Here is a 21,864-nt window from a genome sequence, read left to right on the forward strand (position 1 = left end):
CCGTTCGTGGCAAGGGGGTCCCGCGCCCATGACCGTTCCGCTGACGCAGCCGAGCCGCTGTCTCCGTGACTGGGAGGTCAGCGTCCACCTCCATCCCGACGATCGCGCGCCGCGGTTGTGCCGGGCGTCGGCGGCCGGTGCCGTCATGGCCTACGGCCTGCCGGAGCTGGCCGAGCCGGCCGAACTCGTCGTCAGTGAGCTGGTCACGAACGCCGTCCAACACGGCCGCGGGCCGCTCGCGTTCCGCGTGGCGTGGTTCGCCGTGCGGGGGCGGCTGCGGCTCACCGTCTGGGACGACGGGCCGGGGTGGGCGCCTCTGCGCCCGGCCCGGCCGGCGGACGACGTCGAATCGGGGCGGGGGCTGCTGATCGTGGCGGCGCTGGCCGTCGACTGGGGGCAGTACGCCATGCCCGGCGCCGGCAAGGCGCTCTGGGCCGAGCTCGGCCCTGGGGCCCCGTGACCGGCGCGAGCCCGCTTCGGGCCGCCGGCCTCGGGTACTCGGGCGTCTCGTGAGACCCCACCACTCCTGAGGAGAGGGAGAAACCCATGGCAGGCGAGGCACTCACCCTGTACACGACCCAGGACAGCCCGGACCAGGTCATCCAGAACCCCGAGCCCGGCCGGACCTACCCGCTCGACGGGCAGGGCACGATCCAGAACGACACCGGGTACAACGCCCAGTTGTACGTCGAGGGGGCTTCGACTCCGGCGCAGCAGCTCGCTCCCGGCGACGCGGTGCAGGCGACGGACGAGCAGGTCGTCAGCGTCACGTTCACCTCTCACTGAGAGGCAGGGGTAGCGAAGACGCTGTTAGATGTAGTACTTCTTATACATGAGCGATAAGGTCCACAACAGACTCTCGGTGGTGCGTGCCGAGCGGAGCGTCACGCGGCGGGCGTTGGCGGAGGCCGTCGGCGCGCACTACCAGACGATCGGGCACATCGAGCGCGGGCAGTACAACCCGAGCCTCGACCTGGCCCTGCGGATCGCCGCGTACTTCACGCTCCCGGTGGAGGCGTTGTTCTCGCTCGATCCGTTCCGGCCGCTCACCGACGAGGTCTACGGCGGCACTTCGCACACACCGAACCAAGGGGGGGCCGCATGAGCGCCCGGACGACCAGGTACGACGAGGCCATGCTCCGCGTGATGAACCGGGAGGAGGCCAGGAGCCTGCACGCCGGCCGCGGGCGGCGGCGGGCGTGGACGGGGGCGCACGTCGTGCTGACCGCCGCCACGTCGGCGGCGTTTCCGCTCGCCGGCGACAACGGGGCGCTGCTGATCGGCCTCGTGATCCCGCTGGTGCTGCTGTGGTGCGTGTGCACCGGCGTGCTCAACTCCGCCACCCGCGGCCTGCTCGAACTCCGGGAGCGGGCCCTCGACGAGCGGCAACTCGCCGAGCGTGGGCGGGTGTTCACCGTCGCGCACCGGGCCCAGCTCTCGCTGACGCTGGCCGCGGTCGGCGGCCTCGGCCTCCTCCACCTGCTGACGGACGACGGCAGCGAAGGCGTCTCCGTCGAGGTGCTGCTGGTCGCCCTGTTCGGCCTCGGGCTCACGCACTGGCTGCTGCCGCTGTGGACCGCCATGCTCCGCACGCCCGACGAGCCGGCCGACGACGACCCGGTGGCAGCCTCCGCCTGAGCGCCCGGATAGGGCAGAGTGGCTGCCCGTGGAAGCACTGCGCGGCCAGGATCCGGTGGCCATAGGGGAGTTCACGCTGCTGGCGCGGCTGGGCGTCGGCGGGATGGGGCGGGTGTACCTCGGCCGGTCGCCCGGCGGCACCAGGGCCGCGATCAAGGTGATCAGGGAGGACATCGCCGACGAGCCCGGCGCGCTCGCCAGGTTCCGCCGCGAGGTGGCCACCGTGCGGGCGGTGCGCAGCCCGTTCACCGCGAACCTGATCAGCGCCTCGCTCGACGCCCCGCCGTACTGGCTGGCCACCGAGTTCGTGCCGGGGCCGACACTGCTGCGGGCCTTCCGGGACGGGCCGCTGGCCCCCGAGCTGTGCACCGGGCTCTTCGCGGCGCTCGCCGAGGGGCTCGCGGCGGTGCACGCGCAGGGCGTGGTGCACCGCGACCTCAAGCCGCACAACGTGATGCTGGCGCCGAACGGGCCGCGGCTGATCGACTTCGGGATCGCCCGGGCCGCCGACCAGACCCAGCTCACCAGGACCGGGCAGGCGCCAGGCACGCCCGGGTTCACGGCGCCCGAGGTGCTGCTCGGCGGTGAGGCCGGGCCGGCGGCCGACGTCTTCGCGCTCGGCGCGACGATGGCGACCGCGGCCACCGGCCGGGCGCCCTACGGCGGCGGGGAGTGGCCGGCCGTCAGCTACCGGGTGGTCCACGGCGAGATCGACGTCGACGGCGTCCACCCGGGCCTCGCGGCGCTGATCCGGGACTGCGTGGCCCGCGAGCCGGCCGACCGGCCGGCGCCGGCGGACGTCATCCGCCGCTGCGCGGTGAGTTGGGCGCTGGCCGACCTCCCGGCCTACCGGGCCCTCGGCGACCTCGGCGAGCCGGCGCCGCACGACCTCCCCACGGCGACGGCCGCCGGCCTCGTCCCCACCAGGCCGACCACCGGCGGCCGCGGCCGCCGCTGGCAGGTGGTGGGCACCGGCCTGGCCGTGGCGGCGCTCCTCACCACCGTCGGGGTCTGGCTCGGTACGAGGGACGACGGCACGGGCGGCACGGGCGGCGCCGACGCCGGTCAGGGCGAGGACGGGGACGCGGGCGGCGGCGAGGAAACCACGTCCTCAGGCGTCCAGGGCACCGAGGGAGCCGGCGGCGCCGAGAGTCCGGACCCGGGCCGAAGCGACTCGGGCGGCTCGGGAGACACCGGTGGCGAGGAGGAACCGCCCACCCGCATCGTGGAGACCAACCCCGTGCGCGACTACTGGGCCGACGGAGGGTGCGTCGGGGAGAACGCCACGACCGAGGCGCAGCTGGTGTACGACGTGGCCCGCGGCGGCGAGAACGCCGCCATCAGCTTCGGGCACAACGATGACTTCGGCCCGCTGGAATCGCCGTTCTTCGTCACCGCGACCGTCAAACCGCCGCACGAGATCGACCCGGGTACGGGCCGACCGTCCGAGGGGGGGCTCTTCCCGAACCTGTCCCTCGGGTACATCAGCGACGCGCGCGACGTCGGGGAGGACGGGGGCCACGTGCAGTTGAGCTATCCGGACGACTTCCCCGGGGCGATCCCGCTGGCCAACGACCCGGGCGACTGGACGGTGCTCTTCTACGCCGTGACGGGTCCACAGGACTATGTGAGGATCGGCTGTTCGGGCTTTACCGTGGAGTGAGCACGGGCAAGTGCCCGACGCGGGAGGGTGGTTGCGGTGATGCGACGGGTCGTGCTCTGGGCCGGTGTCGGCTTCGGCGGCCTCGCCTTCTTCATGGCACTGCTGGTCGTGGGCGTCTACGGCGCCGCCGCCGGGCTGCTGGGCGGCGGGCGGCAGGGGGGCGGCCAACTCGCCCGCAACTCGGTGCCCGCCGAGTACGCCGGGCTGGTGCAGCAGTGGGGGAACCTCTGCCCGGAACTGTCGCCCGCCCTGCTCGCGGCGCAGCTCAACCAGGAGAGCGGCTGGCAGCCGGACGTGGTGAGCCACGCCGACGCCCGGGGCATCGCGCAGTTCATCCCGAGCACCTGGGCCGCCTACGGCTTCGACGCCAACGGGGACGGCACGGCCGACATCTGGGACCCCGAGGACGCGATCCCGGCGGCGGCCACGTACGACTGCGCGCTGGCCGCGCAGCTGCGGGGCGTGCCGGGCGACCCGGCGGACAACATGCTGGCCGCCTACAACGCCGGGCCGTACCGGGTGATCCAGGCCGGTGGCGTGCCGCAGATCGAGGAGACCCAGAACTACGTCCGCATCATCCGCGAGGCGGAGGCCAGTTTCGCCGCGCCCGTCGAGGAGGCGGGTGGCGGTGGCGGGCTGCCGCCGATCGAGCAGGCGGCCGGGGCGGTGAACTTCGCGCAGGAGCACCTGGGGACGCCGTACCTGTGGGGTGGGAACGGCACGCCCGAGCAGGACGGGCGGTTCGACTGTTCGGGGCTGACGTTGGCGGCCTTCGAGTCGGTCGGGATAGAGCTGCCGCGGGTCGCCAACGACCAGTGGAACTCCGGTCCGCACCCGGCGCGTTCGGAGCTGCTGCCCGGGGACCTCGTGTTCTTCGCGTATGATCTCCAGGATTCTCGGAGCATTCACCATGTCGGCATCTATGTCGGCGGCGGGTACATGATCAACGCCCCGTACACGGGAGCCACGATCCGCTTTGACCCGATTGATTCCCAGGATTACTTTGGGGCGACCCGCCCCACGGCAGGGTGACGCCGCCGTCGCGCCGCGTGATGGCCTCGGGCTCAACTGGGCAATCCGTTGCTGTTCGATAACGCTGTGGTGATCTTTCGATGCACCCCGGCACTCTGGGGGATGTAGTTGGCGTTACCTGTACCGGAACAGGGGCTCCTCAGCCCTGTCAGCCTTGACAGGGTCCCCCCACAGCACGAAGGGGCCGCAACGGCACATGGTTGGACTCGATAACCCCGACGTCGAGTTGGACATCCTCTACCAGATCAACGACCTCGCCGGCCGGCTGCCCGGATGGGGCAGGAGCCTCGTCTCGTTCGTCGGCGAGTGGGGCATCCCGGTGGCGCTCGTGCTGCTCGTCGTGGTCGGCTGGCTGCTGGTCCGGCGGCGTCCCGACGCGCCGACCGCGGTGGCGGGGGTGCTGTGGGCGGGCGCGGCGGCCGGTGTGGCGCGGCTGGTCAACATCCCGATCAGCGAGTTCGTGGCCCGGCCCAGACCCTTCGTCGACCATCCCGACCTCGACGTGCTGGTGGAGGGGAAGCACGGCTGGTCCTTCGTCAGCGATCACGCGAGCGCGGCCATGGCCATCGCCGTGGCGCTCTTCCTCGTGCACCGGGTCCTCGGCCTGATCGCCTTCGCGCTCGCGCTCACCCAGGGCTTCGCCCGGGTCTTCGTCGCCGTGCACTACCCGACCGACGTGGTCGGCGGCTTCGCCCTCGGGATGGCGGTGGCGCTGCTGCTGGCGCCGCTGGCGATGGCGGCGCTCACCCCGTTGGTGCGGGCCGCGTCGCACACCAGGGCCTTCGGCTGGCTGGCCGCGGAAGGCGCGCGGAGCGCGCCGAACGTGCGGGGTGGGACCGGGAGGCCGGCGGAGGCGGGGGTCGCGTCGAGGGAGCAGGCGCCGACCGAGGACGGCGCCGTGGGCCGGCCCGAGCCACGGCCGACGCCGTCCGGGTCGGGCCTCGCCGCCTGATCCGATCCCCAGCCGCCGCACACCATCCCGGGGCGCCGCGGAACGCGCGGTGCGGACCGCGGCCTACGCGGAGGGCGCCGCCTCGTGCGCGGCGGCCTCCGATCTGGCCAGTGGCCTGGAGCGGCGGGCCGGCCCGTACCAGCCGCAACTGCACCGCGGGGCGACGAAGGGCCCGCGCTCGTTGAGTGTGACCTGATGCTCCACCAACGTCGGCCCGCCGGTCGACGGTTCCTCGTTCTCACACTGGTCGTGCACCACACCACCGTAACGGCCACCCCCGGGTCTCGTTAGGTCATACGACTCCGAGGCGACCAGGTGCTGGGGGTGTCGGCAGACCATGGGGCAGACCAGGGCGGCCACCACGGGAACCATCACGGGAATCACGGCGCGCACCAGGCTCGCCGGCTGTGTGGGGCTGCTCTCCGCCGTGCTCACGAGCGCCCTCTCCGGGTGCTCCGGCACCGGCGCCGCGGCGGACGGCGCGGCGCGGCGGCAGGCCGCGGAGGCGGTCAGGCAGGTGCCGGAAGTCCTTGCGGAGAGCGGGAGTTCGCAGGCCACCACCGACATGCGGATGGCCTCGGGCGGCACCTGGATCACGATTCACGGAGAAGGCGGATTCGACTACGCCGAACGGCGGGGGCTGCTGCGGATCTCGCTGCCCGAGGGCGAGCCGGTAACCGAGGTGTTCGTCGCCGGCGAGCTGTACATGAAGAACCGGGGCGCGGGGGTGCCGGCCGACAAGTGGGTGCGGGTCGACGTCACCACCCTCCCGGACGGCAACGTGGTCACGGGCGGCGCCACCGATCCGATCACCGCGGTCGAGCTGCTGCGCGGCGTCTCCTACGCCGCCGACCTGGGGTTCACCGAGGTCGACGGGGAGACGCTGCGGCACTACCGGGGGGTGACCGACATCGCGGCCGCGGCCGAGGCGGCGCCCGGCGCGGCCGGCGAGCAGCTGGCGGCGGCGGTGGACGGCTTCACGGACACCGAGGTGCCGTTCGACGCGTATCTCGACGACCAGGGGTTGCCGCGCAAGATCCGCCACCAGTTCAGCTTCGCCAGGGGCGGGGCGTCGGTGGACGTGGCGTCCACCGTGCTGCTGCACGACTTCGGCGCCCCGGTGCGGGTGGAGCTGCCGGAGCCAGGCCAGGTCTACACCGGCACCATCGAGTAGCCGGCGGCCCGGCGGCCCGGCCGGCCGGCGCGTCAGGCGCGTCAGGTGCGCAGCAGGCGGGCGATCGCGGCGGTGGCCTCCTCGACCTTGGCGTCGATCTCGGGCCCACCCTCCTGGGCGGCGTGCGCCACGCAGTGCCGCAGGTGCTCCTCGAGCAGCTGGAGCGCGAAGGACTGCAGGGCCTTGGTGGAGGCCGACACCTGGGTGAGTATGTCGATGCAGTAGACGTCCTCGTCGACCATCCGCTGCAGGCCACGGACCTGGCCCTCGATCCGGCGCAGCCGTTTGAGGTGCGAGTCCTTGTCCTTGCTGTAGCCGTGTGGGCCCACCGGGTGGGCGTCGGTCGCGGTGGCGCCCTCACCCTGCGTTTCGGCGGAGGTCGCGTCGATGGTGGTCATAGTGTTGCCTTCCGGCTCTTATACCCCTGATGGGTATAGCGTAACGAATCGGCGCTGGGCCGGGCCGGGGCCGGGCAGTAGGGTACGAACGGCCGAGGGAAGGGACTGAGCGAGAGTGAAGCTACGCCTCGGCTCCGTCGCGCTGACGGGTGCGCTGGTCGGCGCGCTGTCCCTCACCAGCTGCGGGTCGGACGACAACTCCGGCATTCCCGGCGCCCTCGACTTCTCCCTCGACGATCTTCGCTGTGGCCCCCACGGCACCCTGCTCGCCTCCGGATCCTCGGCCCAGGCCAACGCCATGGAGGTCTGGGTGAACACCTACCAGACCAATTGTGCGGGCAGCCAGGTCAACTACAAGGCCACCGGCTCGGGTGCCGGGGTCCAGGAGTTCCTCCAGGGGAACACGGCCTTCGCGGGTTCCGACACGGCGCTCGACCCCGAGGAGATCGAGGAGTCACGCTCCGTGTGCCGGGGCGGCGGGCGGGCGGTGAACCTGCCGATAGTCGCGGGGCCGATCGCCATCGGCTACCACCTGCCGGGCGTCGAAGACCTGGTGCTCGACCCGGACGCGCTGGCCCGGATCTTCGACTCCCGCATCACGCGCTGGAACAATCCGGCGATCCAGCGGCTCAACCCGGACGCCAGGCTGCCGGACGCCCCGATCACCCCGTTCCACCGCTCCGACGGCTCGGGCACCACCGAGAACTTCACCAGCTACCTGCGGGCCGCCGCGCCCGACTCCTGGCCGCACGAGCCGGACAAGGCGTGGGCCGGCCGCGGCGGCCAGGCCGCCGACGGCTCCTCGGGTCTTGTGGGGCAGGTGCAGCAGAACGAGGGCGCGATCGCCTACTTCGAGCTGTCCTTCGCGCACCGTAACGAGATCAGCACCGTCCGGCTCGACACCGGCGCCGAGCGCCCGGTGGCCGCCACCGTGGAGAACGCCGCGGGCGCCGTCGACCGGGCCAGGGTGGTCGGGGAACACGGCGACCTCGCCCTGGAGTTCGACTACCGGGCGCGCGCCGCGGACGTCTACCCGATCGTCCTCGTCACCTACGAGATCGCCTGCGACCGGGGCAACGAACCGGGCAGCGTCGGGCTGACAAGGGCGTTCCTCGGCTACGCCGCGAGCGAGGAGGGACAGCGGGCGCTCGCCAGGATCGACTACGCGCCGATCTCCGGCCCGATCATCGACCAGGTACGCCAGCGCATCGACGCCATGGCCTGAGCTGCCGTGGCCTGAGCCGAGGAGTCGAGGAAGCGTGGACCCCGCGAACGCCGGCGACGGCACGCGCCCCGGGCGCGCCGGCCCCGTGCGCCTTGGCGACCGCGTGTTCAGCGGGCTCGCCAAGGGCTCCGGCATCACGCTGCTCCTGATCATGGCGGCGATCGCGGTCTTCCTGACGATCCGCGCCGTCGTCGCGATCAGCCGGGACGAGGGGAACTTCCTCACCACCTTCGAATGGGAGGCCAACAGCCACCCGCCGGTCTTCGGCATCGCGGTGCTGTTGTTCGGCACCGTGGTCAGCTCGCTGATCGCCATAGTGCTCGCGATGCCGGTGGCCGTGGGGATCGCGCTGTTCATCTCGCACTACGCGCCGCGCCGTCTTGCCGCCCCGATCGGCTACCTGGTCGACCTGCTGGCCGCCGTGCCCAGCATCGTCTACGGCCTGTGGGGCGCGCTCTACCTGGTGCCGCGGCTGACCGGCTTCTACGAGTGGCTCGACCACGTCTTCGGCTGGACCGGGATCCTCTCCTACAACGGCACGCCGGCCAGGTCGCTGATGAGCGTCGGCATCCTGCTCGCGATCATGATCCTGCCGATCATCACCAGCGTCACCCGGGAGATCTTCCGGCAGACGCCCCGCGCCCACCAGGAGGCGGCGCTGGCGCTCGGCGCCACCCGCTGGGAGGTGATCACCACCACGGTGCTGCCCTTCGGCCGCTCCGGGATCATCAGCGCCACGATGCTCGGGCTCGGCCGGGCGCTCGGTGAGACGATGGCGGTGGCGACCGTGCTCTCGCCCAGCTTCCTGATCAACGCCAGCCTGCTGGAGTCCGGCGGCGGCACCTTCGCGCAGAACATCGCCAGCCAGTTCAAGGAGGCCACCTCGATGGGCCGGGACGCGCTGATCGCCTCGGGTCTCGTGCTGTTCGTGCTGACGCTGCTGGTCAACGGCGCCGCCCGGCTGATCATCGCCAGGCGCCGCGAGTACGCGGGGAACGCCGGATGAGCGGGCCCACGGTGGCCACCGCCGCCGCGCCGCCGCCGGTGGCCAGGCCGGTGCTCCGCCCGACCAGGCTGCCCCGCTGGGCGCTGGGCGCGGTGCTGGTGGGCTCGCTCTCCTTCGGCATCGGCGTCGGCCTGGTCGCCGGGCTCAGCAGCCGGGTGCAGTGGGGGCTGATCGCCGGCGTGCTGTTCGTCTCGACCACCTTCGCGCTGACCTACGCGATAGAGGGCCGGCGGCTGGCCGTCGACCGGCTGGCGGCGCTGCTGGTGTGGGCGTGCTTCGCGGTCGCCGTGCTGCCGCTCGCGGCGCTGGTCTGGGAGACGGTGTCGCAGGGGGTGTCCGGCATCAGCTGGCACTTCCTGAGCCACTCGATGAACGGGGTGCTGAGCTGGCAGTCGGGCGGCGGCGTCTACCACGCGCTGCTCGGCACCGTGCAGCAGGTGCTGATCGCCTCGGTGCTGGCCATCCCGATCGGCCTGCTCACCGCGATCTACCTGGTGGAGTACGGGCGCGGCCGGCTGGCGCGGGCGATCACCTTCTTCGTGGACGTCATGACCGGCATCCCGTCGATCGTGGCCGGCCTGTTCGTCCTCAGCCTGTGGATCATGACGCTCGGCTTCGGCTACTCGGGCCTCGCCGGCGCCCTGGCGCTCGCGGTGCTGATGATGCCGATCGTGGTGCGGTCCACCGAGGAGATGCTGAAGCTGGTGCCCGAGGAGCTGCGCGAGGCGTCGCTGGCGCTCGGGGTGCCGAAGTGGCGCACCATCGTCAAGGTGGTGCTGCCCACCGCGCTCGGCGGCATCACCACCGGGGTGATGCTGGCGCTGGCCAGGATCGCCGGCGAGACCGCGCCGATCATCCTGCTGGTCTTCGGCAACGCGATGATCAACGCCAACCCGTTCCAGGGCGCCCAGTCCTCGCTGCCGCTCTACGTCTACGAGCAGTGGGGGGCCGGCACCGCGTCGTCCTACGACCGGGCCTGGGCGGCGGCGCTGGTGCTGATCGCCTTCGTGATGCTGCTGAACCTCGCGGCCAGGGCCGTGGCACGCTGGAAGGCACCGAAGTCGGACCGCTGAGCGGAAGGGAGAGGCCGGGCAGATGGCCAAGCGCATCGACGTCAGCGGGCTGACCGCCTACTACGGCACCCACAAGGCGATCGAGGACATCACGCTGCACGTGGAGCCCCAGGCCGTGACGGCCTTCATCGGCCCGTCCGGCTGCGGGAAGTCCACGTTTCTGCGCACCCTCAACCGGATGCACGAGGTGACGCCAGGCGGCCGGGTCGAGGGCAAGGTCCAGCTCGACAACGAGGACCTGTACGGGCCCGGGGTCGACCCGGTGGCGGTGCGGCGCACCATCGGCATGGTGTTCCAGCGGCCGAACCCGTTCCCCACCATGTCGGTCTACGACAACGTGGCGTCCGGGCTCCGGCTCTACGGGGGCCGGCGGATGCGGAAGTCCGAGCTGGACGCCGTCGTGGAGAAGAACCTGCGGGACGCCAACCTGTGGAACGAGGTCAAGGACCGGCTGCACAAGTCGGGCTCCGGGCTCTCCGGCGGCCAGCAGCAGCGGCTGTGCATCGCCAGGGCCACGGCGGTCGCGCCCGACGTGCTGCTGATGGACGAGCCGTGCTCGGCGCTCGACCCGATCTCCACGCTGGCGATCGAGGACCTGATCGCCAAGCTCAAGGCCGAGTACACCATCGTGATCGTCACCCACAACATGCAGCAGGCGGCGCGGGTCTCGGACCGGACGGCGTTCTTCAACCTGGCGAAGGTGGGGGAGCCCGGCCGGCTGATCGAGGTGGACGCGACGGCGAAGATATTCTCCAACCCGTCCGTGCCGGCCACCGAGGACTACATCTCAGGACGCTTCGGCTGAGGCCGGGGCGCCCGGCCCGCCGTGGCGGGCCGGGCGCGGGTGGGAGTCAGCTGGTGCGGTAGGCGTCGATGATGGTCTGGGTGGTGGTGTTGCCCTGGGTGTCGACGGCTTCGGCCTGGAAGGAGACGGTGCCTCCGGCGGCCGGGTTGGTGACGGTGATGGTGCCGTCCTGGACCGGGGTCTCGGTCCAGGTCTCGCCGCCGTCGTGGGAGACGGAGACGGTCAGCGAGCCGAGGTTGTCACCGGTGGCCGAGCCCTGCACGGTCACCGGAACCTGGAAGGACTCGCCCGCCGGGGCGGTGGAGTCGAGGGCCAGTTCCGGGGTGAACCGGATGGCGCTGGCGGGGAGTCGCACCTGCTCGTCCTCGCCGGGGTTGGCCGAGGTGAAGGTGTAGGAGGCGGTGACCTCGGTGGTCACCGAGGCGCCGATGCCGTCCCGGTTGGCGGTGGTGACCACCTCGTACTCGGCCTCGTCGTCGGGCAGTTCGAAGCTCACCCAGTCGAGGTAGTCGGCGGCCGTCGCGTACTCCTCGCCGTTCCGGTAGACGGTGGTCGAGGCGGAGTCGAACAGGCTGTCACCGGTGTGGCCCGCGCTGTCGGCGAACAGGTTGACGATGCCGAACAGCTCGTTCCCGGCCCGGAACAGGCCCTGGCCGTCGTTGATCGCCGGGCCGAAGACACCCACGTTGAAGGTGGTCTCGTAGGTCTCGCCGGCCTCGTAGTCGACGGGCCCGGTCACGTAGTAGGCCTCGTCGTTGTACTCGGAGTCGACCTGCCAGAGCTCCTGGACCCAGGGGCCGGCCGACGTCTGCACGAACACCTCGGTGGTGCGGGGCAGTTGCGTGGCCGTGGCCGAGGCCCCGCCGTCCGCCGGGCCGATCATCAGGAAGCCGTACCGGTCCGGCAGTGAGGCACCCTGGTGGGTGGTGATCTGGGCCAGTTCCTCGGAGCTCACCTGCCTGCGCAGGCCGGTGTAGAACGAGCCCTCCCTGCTGTCCGTCAGGTAGTACTCGCGGTCGTCGTTGACCCAGGTGGTGGCCACGCTGGCCGAGAACGCGACATCGTCCGGGACGTCACCGACCTGCGCCGTGCGGAACTCGTTCCCCAGCGAGCCGACCCACCACGCCGCGGAGAGGGCGGTCTCCTCGGTCTCGATGTCGTAGTAGAGGCTCAGGTCGGTCTGCTCGGCCGCGGAGTCCGGGCTGGTCAGCTCGATCGGCCTGGCGTCGTTGGCGTCCACGGTGACCGTGGTGTCCTCGGTGAGCTCGACATCGGGCCGCAACAGCAGGTCGAGGCCGTTCGTTTCCTCGCCCCCGGTGAAGACGATGGTCTGTAGGTAGTACCGCCCCTCGGGCAGCCGCGCCGTGGCCGTGCCGTCCTCCCCGCCGGACACGTCGAGGAACCCGGCGTCGTCGAGGCCCATCAGCACGGCGTCCCAGTCGGCGGTCGGCTGGTCGTCGCGGCCTGTGACCTCGATGGTGAGGTCGAACTTCTCCTCCTCGCGGAGGACGGCGCCCGAGGTGCGCACCGTCTGCTCGTCGCCGGTGGCGGTGACGTGCAGGGTGTAGGCGCCGTACTGGTCGCCGGTCGTGGTGTCGGCGGTGACGGGGACGGTGGCGGTGGAGCCGGCGGGGACGGTGACCTGGTCGGCGCCGAGGGTGAAGACGCCCTCGGGTGCGGCGGAGCCGTCGGGGGCGCGGCCCTCGAACGAGAGGTCGAGGGTGATGTCCTGGTCGCCGAGGTTGCGGTAGGTCAGCTCCTCGGTGACCGGCTCCGCGTCGTCGTGCGGGAAGGGCACGATGCCGAAGTTCAGCGACGGGGTCTCGGCGATGACGGTCTGCGCGAGGGCGGCGGGGATGTCGATCCGGCCCGTGCCCTGCTGGTTGGCCGTGTAGTCGCCGGTGGAGACGGCGGAGCCGGTGAGGGCGGCCTTGAGCTGTTCGCCGGTCCAGTCGGGGTGGGCCTGGGCGAGGATGGCGGCGGCGCCGGCGACGTGTGGGGTGGCCATGGAGGTGCCGGAGATGGCGACGTAGCCGTCGGCGACGGGGGTGCCGTCGGCCTCGATGATGCTGCCCGGGGAGGCGGCGGCGCCGATGTCGACGCCCGGCGCGGTGACGTCGGGTTTGACGGCGGCGTCGCGGAGTCGACCGCCGACGGAGGAGAAGTCGGCGAGTTGGTCCTGCTTGTCGACGGCGCCCACGGTCAGGGCCGCGTCGGCGGTGCCGGGGGAACCGAGGGTGTTCTCCCCCGGCCCCGAGTTGCCGGCGGCGATCACGAACAGCGCGTCGGAGGAGGCGGAGAGGGTGTTGACGGCCTCCTCCATCGGGTCGACCGTCGTCGACTCCGGCCCGCCCAGAGACATGTTGATGATGTCGGCGCCCTGTTCGACGGCCCACTCCATGCCCTCGATGATGTCGGACTCCCAGCCGCCGCCCGTGTCGTCGAGCACCTTGCCGTTCAGGAGGCGGGCGCCGGGCGCGACACCGGTGTAGGTGCCGCCCGAGTGCGCGCCGGTGCCGGCGGCGATGGAGGCGACGTGGGTGCCGTGCCCGAAGTGGTCGTCGGTGTCGTCCGCGTCGGAGAAGTTCTGCTCCGCGACGACCTGGGGGGTGACGTCCTCGTGGTTGGCGCTGATGCCGGTGTCGAGGACGGCGATGGTGGTGCCCTCGCCGTCGTAGCCGTTCTCCCACGCCTCGGGGGCGCCGATCTGCGGGACGCTGGTGTCGAGGGTCGCCTGGACGTGGCCGTCCAGCGCGATGGACTCGACGCGCGGTGCGGCGGCCAGTCGCTGGGTGTCGCCGGTGGGCTGGGTGAGTGTGTTCCACAGGCCGGCGAGCTCGTCGTCGGCCACGGTCAGTGCTTCGCCGTTGACGGCGTCGAGCGGGGTGGCGTCGTCGTCCTGGGTGCGCAGCAGGTTGGCCTGCCGTTCGCCGGTGTAGGTGACGATGACGCCGAGGCCGTCCCGCTGCCGGTACTCGTCGCGGCTCAGCTCGGTGACGTTGAACAGCCGCCGGTCCAGGGCGCCGTCGGCTATCAGCCGCTGCGCGTCGGCCGGGATGACATGGGTGGCGCCGTCGATCTCGAGCAGCTGGACGGGGATGTTCTCCCGGCCCTCGGCGCGGATCAGGCCGGTGACCCCGCCGTCGGCGTCGACGATGACCTGGTCACCGGTGATCAGCGCGATCCGCTCGCCGCCCCGGCCCTGCTCGGCCGACCGGCCGAACGTGCCGCCGGACAGCCCGTCCGACGCCGTCGCCGGCGCCGTTAACCCCCCGGTCAGGGCGGCGGCCACCGCCGCGCAGGCGACGACGGCAGCGCGCGATCGCTGTGTTCGCTTTCTCAACTGGTCTCCTCTGTAGGTGGAGTGGGGCTCCCGTGTCCCCTGTCGAAGGCAGTTGTCCGATGGGGCGGGAGGTGTTACTTCGCGATCCGTGTGGGTCGCGTGTGCCTTCCGTGGGTTCCGCGCGTGACCCGAAGGCGCCGGCCCGCCACTCCGTGGCGGGCCGGCTTGTGGTTCTGGCCGGTTGTCGGCCTCAGACGGTGCGGTAGGCGTCGATCAGGGTCTGGCTGGTGACGTTGCCCTGGCCGTCGACGGCCTCGGCCTGGAAGGAGACGGTGCCGCCGGCCTCGGGGTTGGTGACGGTGATGGCGCCGTCCTCGACCGGGGTCTCGGTCCAGGTCTCGCCGCCGTCGTAGGAGACGGAGACGGTCAGCGACTCCAGGTTCCCGTCCGCGGCCGAGCCCTGCACGGTCACCGGAACCTGGACGGTGTCACCGCCGGGGGCGGTGCTGTCCAGAGCCAGCTCCGGGGTGAACCGGATGGCGCTGGCCGGAAGCTGCACCTGCTCGTCCTCGCCCGGGTTGGCCGAGGTGAAGGTGTAGGAGGCGGTGACCTCGGTGGTCACCGAGGCGCCGATGCCGTCCCGGCTGGCGGTGGTGACCACCTCGTACTCGGCCTCGTCGTCGGGCAGTTCGAAGCTCACCCAGTCGAGGTAGTCCTCGGCCGTCGCGTACTCCTCGCCGTTCCGGTAGACGGTGGTCGAGGCGGAGTCGAACATGCTGTCGCCGGTGTGGCTGGCACCGTCGGCGAACGGGTTGACGATGCCGAACAGCTCGTTCCCGGCCCGGAACAGGCCCTGGCCCTCGTTGATCGCCGGGCCGAAGACACCCACGTTGAAGGTGGTCTCGTAGGTCTCACCGGCCTCGAAGTCGAACGGGTCGGCCCAGTAGTTGGCGTCGATGTTCTCCTCGGGATCGATCTGCCAGAAGTCCTGGGTCCAGGGGCCGGCCGCCGCCTGCACGAACACCTCGGTGGTGCGGGGCAGTTGCACCGCGTAGGCGGTGGCGCCGCCGTTCGCCGGGCTGGTGAACAGGAAGCCGTTCCGGTCCGGCAGCGAGGCGCCCTGGTGGGTGGTGATCTGCGCGAGTTCGTAGGAGCTGACCCGCTTGCGCAGGCCGGTGTAGAACGAGCCCTCCCGGCTGTCCGCCAGGTAGTACTCGCGGTCGTCGTTCATCCAGTTGGCGGTGGCGGAGGCCGAGAACGCCACGTCGTCGGGGACGTCGCCGACCTGCGCGGTGCGGAACTCGTTCCCCAGCGTGCCGCCCGACCACGACGAGGAGAGGCCCGAGGCCTCGGTCTCGATGAAGTAGTAGGCGCTCACGTCGGTCTGCTCGGCCGCGTAGTCCGGGCCGGTCAGCTGGATGGGCCTGGCGTCGTTGGCGTCCAGGGTGACCGTGGTGTCCTCGGTCAGTGCGATGCCGGGCTGCAGCAGCATGTCGATGCCGGTCAGCTCCTCGTCGCCGACGAGGACGCCGGTCTCGGTGAGGTAGCGCCCCTCGGGCAGCCGGATCGTGGCGGTGCCGTCCTCCCCGCCGGAGAGGAAGGTGAACTCGTCGCCGTCGAGGCCGAACAGCAGGGTGTCCCAGGCGGCGGTGGGCTGGCCGTCACGCCCTGTGACCTCGATGGTGAGGTCGAACTTCTCCTCCTCGCGGAGGATGGCGCCCGAGGTCCTGACGGTCTCGTCGCCGCCGGTGGCGGTGACGTGCAGGGTGTAGGCGCCGAACTGGTCACCCGCCGCGGTGGAGGCGGTGACCGGGACGGTGGCGGTGCCACCCGCCGGGACGGTCACCTGGTCGGCACCCAGGGCGAAGACGCCCTCGGGCGCGGCGCTGCCGTCGGGGGCGCGGCCCTCGAGCGACAGGTCCAGGGTGATGTCCTCGTCGCCGAGGTTGCGGTACGTCAACTCCTCGGTGACGGGCTCGGCGTCGTCGTGCGGGAAGGGCACGATGCCGAAGTTCAGCGAGGCCGTCTCGGCGATCACGGTCTGGGCGAGGGCCCCCGGCACGTCGATGCGCCCGGTGCCCTGCTGGTTCGCCGTGTAGTCGCCGGTGGAGACGGCGGAGCCGGTGAGCGCGGCCTTGATCTGCTCGCCGGTCCAGTCGGGGTGGGCCTGCGCCAGGATGGCGGCGGCGCCCGCGACGTGCGGGGTGGCCATCGAGGTGCCGGAGATCGCCACGTAGCCGTCGGCGACCGGGATGCCGTCGCCCTCGATGACGCTGCCCGGCGCGGCGGCGGCGCCGATGTCGACGCCCGGCGCGGTGACGTCGGGCTTGACGGCCGCGTCGCGGAGCCGGCCGCCGACGGAGGAGAAGTCCGCCAGCTGGTCCTGCTTGTCGACGGCGCCCACGGTCAGGGCCGCGTCCGCGGTGCCCGGGGAACCGAGGGTGTTCTCCGACGGGCCGCTGTTGCCGGCCGCGATCACGAACAGCGCGTCCGAGGAGGCGGAGAGGGTGTTGACGGCCTCCTCCATCGGGTCGATCTCCAGGTACTCACCGCCGCCGAGCGACATGTTGATGACGTCGGCGCCCTGTTCGACCGCCCACTCCATGCCCTCGATGATGTCGGACTCCCAGCCGCCACCCGAGTCGTCGAGCACCTTGCCGTCGAGCAGCCTGGCGCCCGGCGCGACACCGGTGTAGGTGCCGCCCGAGTGCGCGCCGGTGCCGGCGGCGATGGAGGCGACGTGGGTGCCGTGCCCGAAGTGGTCGTCGGCGTCCTCGGAGTCGGAGAAGTTCTGCTCCGCGACGACCTGCGGGGTGACGTCCTCGTGGTCGTCCGAGATGCCGGTGTCCAGGACCGCGATGGTGATGCCCTCACCGTCGTAGCCGGCCTCCCACGCCTCGGGGACGCCGATCTGCGGCACGCTGGTGTCCAGCGTCGCCTGCACGAGGCCGTCCAGCGCGATCGACTCGACCTGCGGCGCGGCGGCCAGCCGCTGCTCGTCGCCGGTGGGCTCGGTCAGGGCGTTCCACAGGCCGGCGAGCTCGCCGTCGGCCACGGTCAGCGCCTCGCCGCCGATGGCGTCCAGCGTCGTCGCCTCGTCGTCCTGGGCGCGCAGCAGGTTGGCCTGCCGCTCGCCGCTGTAGGTGACGATGACGCCGAGGCCGTCCCGCTGCCGGTACTCGTCGCGGCTCAGCTCGGTGACGTTGAACAGCCGCCGGTCCAGCGTGCCGTCCGCGATCAGCCGCTGCGCGTCGGCCGGTATCACGTGGGTGGCGCCGTCGATCTCCAGCACCCGGACGGGGATGTTCTCCCGGCCCTCACCGCGGATCAGGCCGGTCACCTCGCCCTCGGCGCCGACGATGACCTGGTCACCCGTGATCAGCGCGATCCGCTCACCGCCCCGGCCCTGCTCGGCCGACCGGCCGAACGTGCCGCCGGACAGCCCATCCGACGCCGTCGCCGGCGCCGTTAACCCCCCGGTCAGGGCGGCGGCCACCGCCGCGCAGGCGACGACGGCAGCGCGCGATCGCTGTGTTCGCTTTCTCAACTGGCCCCCTTGCTAGATGAATTCGGGGACCTTGGAGTGGCCCCCGATGTAAGACGTGCCTAAGGGGCCAGAATGCTGTCAAAGGAATCGTGAGGAAGTCGCGGTGATTGTGTGTGTACGCGTCATGGCGTCGGGTGACCGGGCCGGGCGGCCTCAGCCGAGCAGCGCCCGGGTCACCGTGTAGACCAGCGCGGCGACGAGGCCGGCCGCCGGCATCGTGATGAACCAGCTGGCCACGATGTGCCGCACCACCCGCCACCGCACCGCGCTGATCCGCCGGGTGGCGCCCACGCCCATGATCGCCGAGGAGATCACCTGGGTCGTGGAGACGGGCGCGTTGAAGATGTAGGAGGCGGAGTAGAGCACCGAGGCCGCCGTGGACTCGGCGGCGAAGCCGCGGGGCGGGTCGAGCTCGATGATCCGGCGGCCCAGCGTGCGCATGATCCGCCAGCCGCCGACGTAGGTGCCGAGCGAGAGCATGCCGGCGCAGGCCAGCTTGACCCAGGTGGGAATGGAGTCCGCCTCGTCCTGCACGTCGGCGATCACCAGCGCGAGCACCACCACGCCCATCGTCTTCTGCGCGTCCTGGAGGCCGTGGCCCAGCGCCATGCCGGCCGCCGAGACGGTCTGGGCCATCCGGAAGCCGCGGTGCGCCCGGCGCGGGTTCGCCTTCCTGAACAGCCAGAGGGTGGCCACCATCACCAGGTAGCCGAGCACCAGGCCGATCAGCGGCGAGACGAACATCGGGAGGACGACCTTGGTGAGGACCCCGTCCCAGTGCACGGCCGAGGCGGCCGCCAGCGCGGCGCCGATCATGCCGCCGAAGAGCGCGTTCGAGGAGGACGAGGGCAGTCCGAGATACCAGGTCGCCATGTTCCAGCCGATGGCCCCGAGCAGCGCCGCGAACAGGATGACCATCCCGCCGTCGCCGGTGGGGGTGTCGATGATGCCCTCGCTGACCGTCCTGGCGACGCCGCTGCCGAGGAAGGCGCCCGCCAGGTTCATCAGCGCGGCCATGCCGAGCGCCACGCGGGGGGTCAGGGCGCGGGTGGAGATGGAGGTGGCGACGGCGTTCGCGGAGTCGTGGAAGCCGTTGGTGTAGGTGAAGAGGAGCGCCGTACAGACGACGACTATGAGGCCGAACGTGTCCACGGTGGGATCAGGACTCCTTGACCACGATCGTCTCCACCGTGTTGGCCACCGTCTCGAAGGCGTCGGCAGCCTCTTCCAGCACGTCCACGACCTGCTTCAGCTTCATCACCTCTATGGCCTCGTAGGAGCCGCTGAAGAGGTGGGCGAGCAGCTTGCGGTGGGCCCGGTCGGCCTGGTTCTCCAGGCGGTTGACCTCGATCCAGTACTCGCTGAGCTGCTCCATGGTGCGCAGTCTGGGCATCGCCTCGGCGGTGAGCTCGGCGGCCCGGTTCAGCACCTCGATCTGTTCCTCGACGCCCCTGGGCAGCTCGTCGATCTCGTAGAGGACGACCAGGTCGACGGCCTCCTCCATGAAGTCCATGATGTCGTCCAGGGTGGAGGCCAGCCGGTACACGTCCTCACGGTCGAAGGGCGTGATGAAGGACGAGTTCAGCTGGTGCAGGATGGCGTGCGTCGCGTCGTCCCCGGCGTGCTCGGCGGCGCGCATCCGTTCGGCGATCTCGACGCGCGTAGCGGCGTCGGCCCCCAGGAGTTCCATGAGCAGCTTCGAGCCGCTCAGCACGTTGTCGGCGGCCATGGCGAACAGTTCGTAGAAGCTGGTCTCCCTGGGGGTCAGGCGAAATCGCACTACGGTTCCTCTGGCGTTCATCGACGGGTGTCCCCGCTGATGCTAGAGGCAGATTCCGGCCAGGGCCACGTTGGGAGGAAGGGTCAGCGATTTCCGTTATAGGGCCCATACGGACCGTCGCTGCTGCTCCAGCCGCCACCGTGGCCGCGGCCACGGCCGGTGACCGCCTGTAGGGCCGGCCGGACGTCCACCAGGTACACGATGGTGGCCACCGCGCCCGCGAGCACCAGGAGCATCATGGGCAGCAGCAGCTGGGCGGCCACCGTGATGCCGAGGATGATCAACCAGAACGGCTTGGTCTGCTTGCCGGCCGCCCGGTAGGCGTCCTCCCGCTGGAGCGCGGCGTGCACCAGCGCGAAGGCACTGAGCAGCAGCAACCCGAGGAAGATGAAGCTGATCACTGAGCTGAAGCCTGACAGGAGCATGCTGTCCACCACCAAGTCGTCAACGCCGAGGGTTACCGTCCACGGTACTGGGCCGGGGCCCGCGCGGGTAATGGTCGCGAGGGCCCGGGACCGGCCCGTGGCCTGCCCCCCTGGTAGGGGGCGTGCCACGGGCTGAGCCGGCTCACGCCTTCGGCGGGGCCTTCCTGACGGTCGACTTCCTGGTGGTCGAGGACCGGCGCTGCCGGGGCACCTCGGCGGTGGGCTCGGTCTCGGTCTCGGCGGCGGCCGCCGGCTCGCGCACCGGCTCCGGCTCGGTGACCGGCACCTGCTCGGCGCGCTCGACCGTCACCTCGGGCTCGTCGTCGCCGGCGGCGCGGCGGGCGTCCACCACCGTGCGACCGCGCTCGGCCAGCACGTCGTAGGTCTCGCGGGCCTTCACCGCGTACTCGAGGGCGATGCCCACGCCCTGCATCGCCGCGTGCTGGGCCTGCTCGCGCAGCCTCGGCAGCCGCTCGGGCGCCTGCTCGCGCAGCCGCTCGAAGGTGGCCGGCAGCTCGCGCAGCTTCTGCGCGGCCAGGTCGGCGGTGCCGGCGGCCACGTAGAGCGGGGTGGAGTTGGACAGGGTCTTCCTGAGGTCGTCCGTGATGGTCATCGAGGGTTCTCCTTGTGCGTGCGTTCCTGATGAGTGGCTGCCTGCTGGGTGGGTGCCTGCTGGTGCTCCCGCCGGAACGAGTCGTAGATCTGGAGCAGCGCCTGCTTCTGGAGCTCGTCAAGGTGCGGATCCGCCCGCACCGCCGCCCGCACGTCGGCGGCGGGCCGGTCGCCCTCCGCGTCGTCCTGGGCACGCTCGTCGAGGATCCCGGCCTGGACGTAGAGCGTCTCGGCGGAGATGCGCAGACCCTTGGCGATCTGCTGGAGGATCTCCGCGCTCGGCTTGCGCAGCCCGCGCTCGATCTGGCTGAGGTACGGGTTCGACACCCCGGCCGCCTCGGCCAGCTGTCGCAGGGACAGCCGCGCCTGGCGACGCTGCTCCCGCAGGAACTCGCCGAGGTTGCCGACACCGAGTGAAGCCATGCGTCCAGCGTGCCGCACCATGCTAACTATTGCAAGCGGCCTGCTTGCGGCAGCTATCCACGCCCCGTCGCCGTCGCCGCGAAGTCCAGCAGCAGTGTCCCGTCTCGGCGTAGGTGGGCCAGTCTCGATCTTTGTGGACCATCGGACTCCACGTCTCAGTCAACCTTGACCAAGTGGTGAGCTGTCTCGATCTTCCTGACCCATCGGTCGCATCCCTGCGAACATGATCGCCAGCGTCCGGCGCCGGAGGCCGTCGTCCCAGGCGCCACGAAGAGCGCCGTGACAGGCTGCGGTGAGCAACGCGATCACCTCGGCTACCCGAATCTCCGGGCGAACGGCACCTGCGCGCTGACCCTGGGCAAGGAGGTCACGCAGGGCCTGCTCCAAGGCTTGGATCGGCTCGTCCGGCTCGACCTCGACGCCGCTCTGCCCCAGCAGGTCGACCACGGTCCTGGTCGCTGCTGCCTGCTCGACCACCAGCGCGAAGAACGTGAACAGAGCGGTGGCTGGGTCCCCTTCCTCCATCGACGCATTCGCCTGATCGGTCAGCCTCTGGCGCAGGTTCTTCATGATGGCCGCGAGCAGGTCGTTCTTGGTCGGGAAGTGCCGGAAGACGGTGCCGAAGGCCACGCCAGCCCGCGCCGCCACCTCCTCGGTCGAGGCAGACGCGCCTTTCTCGGCGAAGACGGCCTCGGCGGCCGCGAGGATGCGGGCCCGATTGCGCCGCGCGTCCGCACGCAGCGGCCTGCCCTCGGGCACGGCAGAGGCTGGGTGAGGCGTCATGACGTTTGATCTCTCTCGTTGACAACATGAGTGGTGACTCATAAT

The 21,864-nt window shown here is 71.4% G+C and carries 22 protein-coding genes; 12 read left to right on the top strand and 10 right to left on the bottom strand.

The window, feature by feature from the left end:
* The first annotated feature begins 28 nt into the window (after positions 1-28).
* The 7 genes from ACYVPE_RS06045 to ACYVPE_RS06075 all read left to right on the top strand — a co-directional run bounded on the left by ACYVPE_RS06045 (position 29) and on the right by ACYVPE_RS06075 (position 5,285).
* On the top strand, positions 29-460 hold the full coding sequence (locus ACYVPE_RS06045) for an ATP-binding protein (RefSeq protein ID WP_461032353.1): 432 nt from the start codon (positions 29-31) through the stop codon (positions 458-460).
* 86 nt (positions 461-546) lie between these two features.
* Positions 547-786, top strand: a complete 240-nt coding sequence (locus tag ACYVPE_RS06050; protein ID WP_461032354.1) for a hypothetical protein — start codon at positions 547-549, stop codon at positions 784-786.
* 46 nt (positions 787-832) lie between these two features.
* A complete protein-coding gene (locus tag ACYVPE_RS06055; protein WP_461032355.1) occupies positions 833-1,105 on the top strand; it encodes a helix-turn-helix transcriptional regulator in 273 nt (90 codons plus the stop codon).
* Positions 1,102-1,638 (top strand): hypothetical protein, encoded by a 537-nt coding sequence (locus tag ACYVPE_RS06060; RefSeq protein ID WP_461032356.1) that lies wholly within the window; start codon positions 1,102-1,104, stop codon positions 1,636-1,638. Before ACYVPE_RS06055 ends, ACYVPE_RS06060 begins: the two co-directional genes overlap by 4 nt.
* Before the next feature lie 28 nt (positions 1,639-1,666).
* Positions 1,667-3,301: a serine/threonine-protein kinase gene (locus ACYVPE_RS06065; RefSeq protein ID WP_461032357.1), complete on the top strand. Its 1,635-nt coding sequence runs from the start codon at positions 1,667-1,669 to the stop codon at positions 3,299-3,301.
* A gap of 39 nt (positions 3,302-3,340) precedes the next feature.
* On the top strand, positions 3,341-4,333 hold the full coding sequence (locus tag ACYVPE_RS06070) for a C40 family peptidase (protein WP_461032358.1): 993 nt from the start codon (positions 3,341-3,343) through the stop codon (positions 4,331-4,333).
* A gap of 196 nt (positions 4,334-4,529) precedes the next feature.
* Positions 4,530-5,285: a phosphatase PAP2 family protein gene (locus ACYVPE_RS06075; RefSeq protein WP_461032359.1), complete on the top strand. Its 756-nt coding sequence runs from the start codon at positions 4,530-4,532 to the stop codon at positions 5,283-5,285.
* Between the two features lie 63 nt (positions 5,286-5,348).
* On the opposite strand, the gene ACYVPE_RS06080 is transcribed toward ACYVPE_RS06075, so the two are convergent.
* Entirely contained in the window at positions 5,349-5,540 is a 192-nt protein-coding gene (locus ACYVPE_RS06080) for a hypothetical protein (RefSeq protein WP_461032360.1), read from the bottom strand.
* An 82-nt stretch (positions 5,541-5,622) separates the two neighbouring features.
* Between ACYVPE_RS06080 and ACYVPE_RS06085 the strand changes: the two genes are divergently transcribed.
* On the top strand, positions 5,623-6,459 hold the full coding sequence (locus tag ACYVPE_RS06085; protein ID WP_461032361.1) for a hypothetical protein: 837 nt from the start codon (positions 5,623-5,625) through the stop codon (positions 6,457-6,459).
* A 41-nt stretch (positions 6,460-6,500) separates the two neighbouring features.
* On the opposite strand, the gene ACYVPE_RS06090 is transcribed toward ACYVPE_RS06085, so the two are convergent.
* A complete protein-coding gene (locus ACYVPE_RS06090; RefSeq protein WP_461032362.1) occupies positions 6,501-6,857 on the bottom strand; it encodes a metal-sensitive transcriptional regulator in 357 nt (118 codons plus the stop codon).
* Between the two features lie 115 nt (positions 6,858-6,972).
* On the opposite strand from ACYVPE_RS06090, the gene pstS reads away from it, so the two are divergent.
* The 4 genes from pstS to pstB are packed head-to-tail and all read left to right on the top strand — an operon-like array spanning position 6,973 to position 10,966.
* The gene (gene pstS / locus ACYVPE_RS06095; RefSeq protein ID WP_461032363.1) at positions 6,973-8,082 is read left to right on the top strand and encodes a phosphate ABC transporter substrate-binding protein PstS; all 1,110 of its coding nucleotides are present in this window, start codon (positions 6,973-6,975) and stop codon (positions 8,080-8,082) included.
* A gap of 34 nt (positions 8,083-8,116) precedes the next feature.
* Positions 8,117-9,088, top strand: a complete 972-nt coding sequence (gene pstC / locus ACYVPE_RS06100) for a phosphate ABC transporter permease subunit PstC (protein ID WP_461032364.1) — start codon at positions 8,117-8,119, stop codon at positions 9,086-9,088.
* Positions 9,085-10,161: a phosphate ABC transporter permease PstA gene (pstA, locus tag ACYVPE_RS06105; protein WP_461032365.1), complete on the top strand. Its 1,077-nt coding sequence runs from the start codon at positions 9,085-9,087 to the stop codon at positions 10,159-10,161. Before pstC ends, pstA begins: the two co-directional genes overlap by 4 nt.
* Before the next feature lie 22 nt (positions 10,162-10,183).
* The gene (gene pstB / locus ACYVPE_RS06110) at positions 10,184-10,966 is read left to right on the top strand and encodes a phosphate ABC transporter ATP-binding protein PstB (protein ID WP_461032366.1); all 783 of its coding nucleotides are present in this window, start codon (positions 10,184-10,186) and stop codon (positions 10,964-10,966) included.
* A 46-nt stretch (positions 10,967-11,012) separates the two neighbouring features.
* Here pstB and ACYVPE_RS06115 read toward each other — a convergent pair whose 3' ends face one another.
* The 8 genes from ACYVPE_RS06115 to ACYVPE_RS06150 form a co-directional block, all read right to left on the bottom strand.
* Positions 11,013-14,309, bottom strand: a complete 3,297-nt coding sequence (locus ACYVPE_RS06115; protein WP_461032367.1) for a S8 family peptidase — start codon at positions 14,307-14,309, stop codon at positions 11,013-11,015.
* 190 nt (positions 14,310-14,499) lie between these two features.
* Positions 14,500-17,796: a S8 family serine peptidase gene (locus ACYVPE_RS06120; RefSeq protein ID WP_461032368.1), complete on the bottom strand. Its 3,297-nt coding sequence runs from the start codon at positions 17,794-17,796 to the stop codon at positions 14,500-14,502.
* A gap of 153 nt (positions 17,797-17,949) precedes the next feature.
* Complete coding sequence (locus ACYVPE_RS06125) at positions 17,950-18,948, bottom strand: inorganic phosphate transporter (protein WP_461032369.1); 999 nt, start codon at positions 18,946-18,948, stop codon at positions 17,950-17,952.
* 7 nt (positions 18,949-18,955) lie between these two features.
* Complete coding sequence (locus ACYVPE_RS06130) at positions 18,956-19,576, bottom strand: DUF47 domain-containing protein (RefSeq protein WP_461032370.1); 621 nt, start codon at positions 19,574-19,576, stop codon at positions 18,956-18,958.
* A gap of 83 nt (positions 19,577-19,659) precedes the next feature.
* A complete protein-coding gene (locus tag ACYVPE_RS06135; RefSeq protein WP_461032371.1) occupies positions 19,660-20,001 on the bottom strand; it encodes a DUF2516 family protein in 342 nt (113 codons plus the stop codon).
* Positions 20,002-20,143: 142 nt separating this feature from the next.
* Positions 20,144-20,614, bottom strand: coding sequence for a hypothetical protein (locus tag ACYVPE_RS06140; RefSeq protein ID WP_461032372.1), 471 nt, complete (start codon positions 20,612-20,614; stop codon positions 20,144-20,146).
* Entirely contained in the window at positions 20,611-21,036 is a 426-nt protein-coding gene (locus tag ACYVPE_RS06145) for a helix-turn-helix domain-containing protein (protein ID WP_461032373.1), read from the bottom strand. The genes ACYVPE_RS06140 and ACYVPE_RS06145 overlap by 4 nt, the downstream gene beginning before the upstream one ends.
* Positions 21,037-21,195: 159 nt before the next feature.
* Positions 21,196-21,795, bottom strand: coding sequence for a TetR/AcrR family transcriptional regulator (locus tag ACYVPE_RS06150; RefSeq protein WP_461032374.1), 600 nt, complete (start codon positions 21,793-21,795; stop codon positions 21,196-21,198).
* Positions 21,796-21,864 lie beyond the last annotated feature (69 nt).

It is taken from the genome of Streptomyces mayteni (assembly GCF_054783955.1).

Excerpts from the sequence above, each read along its gene's own strand:
- ACYVPE_RS06045 (WP_461032353.1), top strand. The coding sequence starts at position 29 with ATGACCGTTCCGCTGACGCAGCCGAGCCGCTGTCTCCGTGACTGGGAG.
- ACYVPE_RS06050 (WP_461032354.1), top strand. The coding sequence starts at position 547 with ATGGCAGGCGAGGCACTCACCCTGTACACGACCCAGGACAGCCCGGAC.
- ACYVPE_RS06055 (WP_461032355.1), top strand. The coding sequence starts at position 833 with ATGAGCGATAAGGTCCACAACAGACTCTCGGTGGTGCGTGCCGAGCGG.
- ACYVPE_RS06060 (WP_461032356.1), top strand. The coding sequence starts at position 1,102 with ATGAGCGCCCGGACGACCAGGTACGACGAGGCCATGCTCCGCGTGATG.
- ACYVPE_RS06070 (WP_461032358.1), top strand. The coding sequence starts at position 3,341 with ATGCGACGGGTCGTGCTCTGGGCCGGTGTCGGCTTCGGCGGCCTCGCC.
- ACYVPE_RS06075 (WP_461032359.1), top strand. The coding sequence starts at position 4,530 with ATGGTTGGACTCGATAACCCCGACGTCGAGTTGGACATCCTCTACCAG.
- ACYVPE_RS06085 (WP_461032361.1), top strand. The coding sequence starts at position 5,623 with ATGGGGCAGACCAGGGCGGCCACCACGGGAACCATCACGGGAATCACG.
- ACYVPE_RS06090 (WP_461032362.1), bottom strand. The coding sequence starts at position 6,857 with ATGACCACCATCGACGCGACCTCCGCCGAAACGCAGGGTGAGGGCGCC.
- pstA (WP_461032365.1), top strand. The coding sequence starts at position 9,085 with ATGAGCGGGCCCACGGTGGCCACCGCCGCCGCGCCGCCGCCGGTGGCC.
- pstB (WP_461032366.1), top strand. The coding sequence starts at position 10,184 with ATGGCCAAGCGCATCGACGTCAGCGGGCTGACCGCCTACTACGGCACC.
- ACYVPE_RS06135 (WP_461032371.1), bottom strand. The coding sequence starts at position 20,001 with ATGCTCCTGTCAGGCTTCAGCTCAGTGATCAGCTTCATCTTCCTCGGG.
- ACYVPE_RS06140 (WP_461032372.1), bottom strand. The coding sequence starts at position 20,614 with ATGACCATCACGGACGACCTCAGGAAGACCCTGTCCAACTCCACCCCG.
- ACYVPE_RS06145 (WP_461032373.1), bottom strand. The coding sequence starts at position 21,036 with ATGGCTTCACTCGGTGTCGGCAACCTCGGCGAGTTCCTGCGGGAGCAG.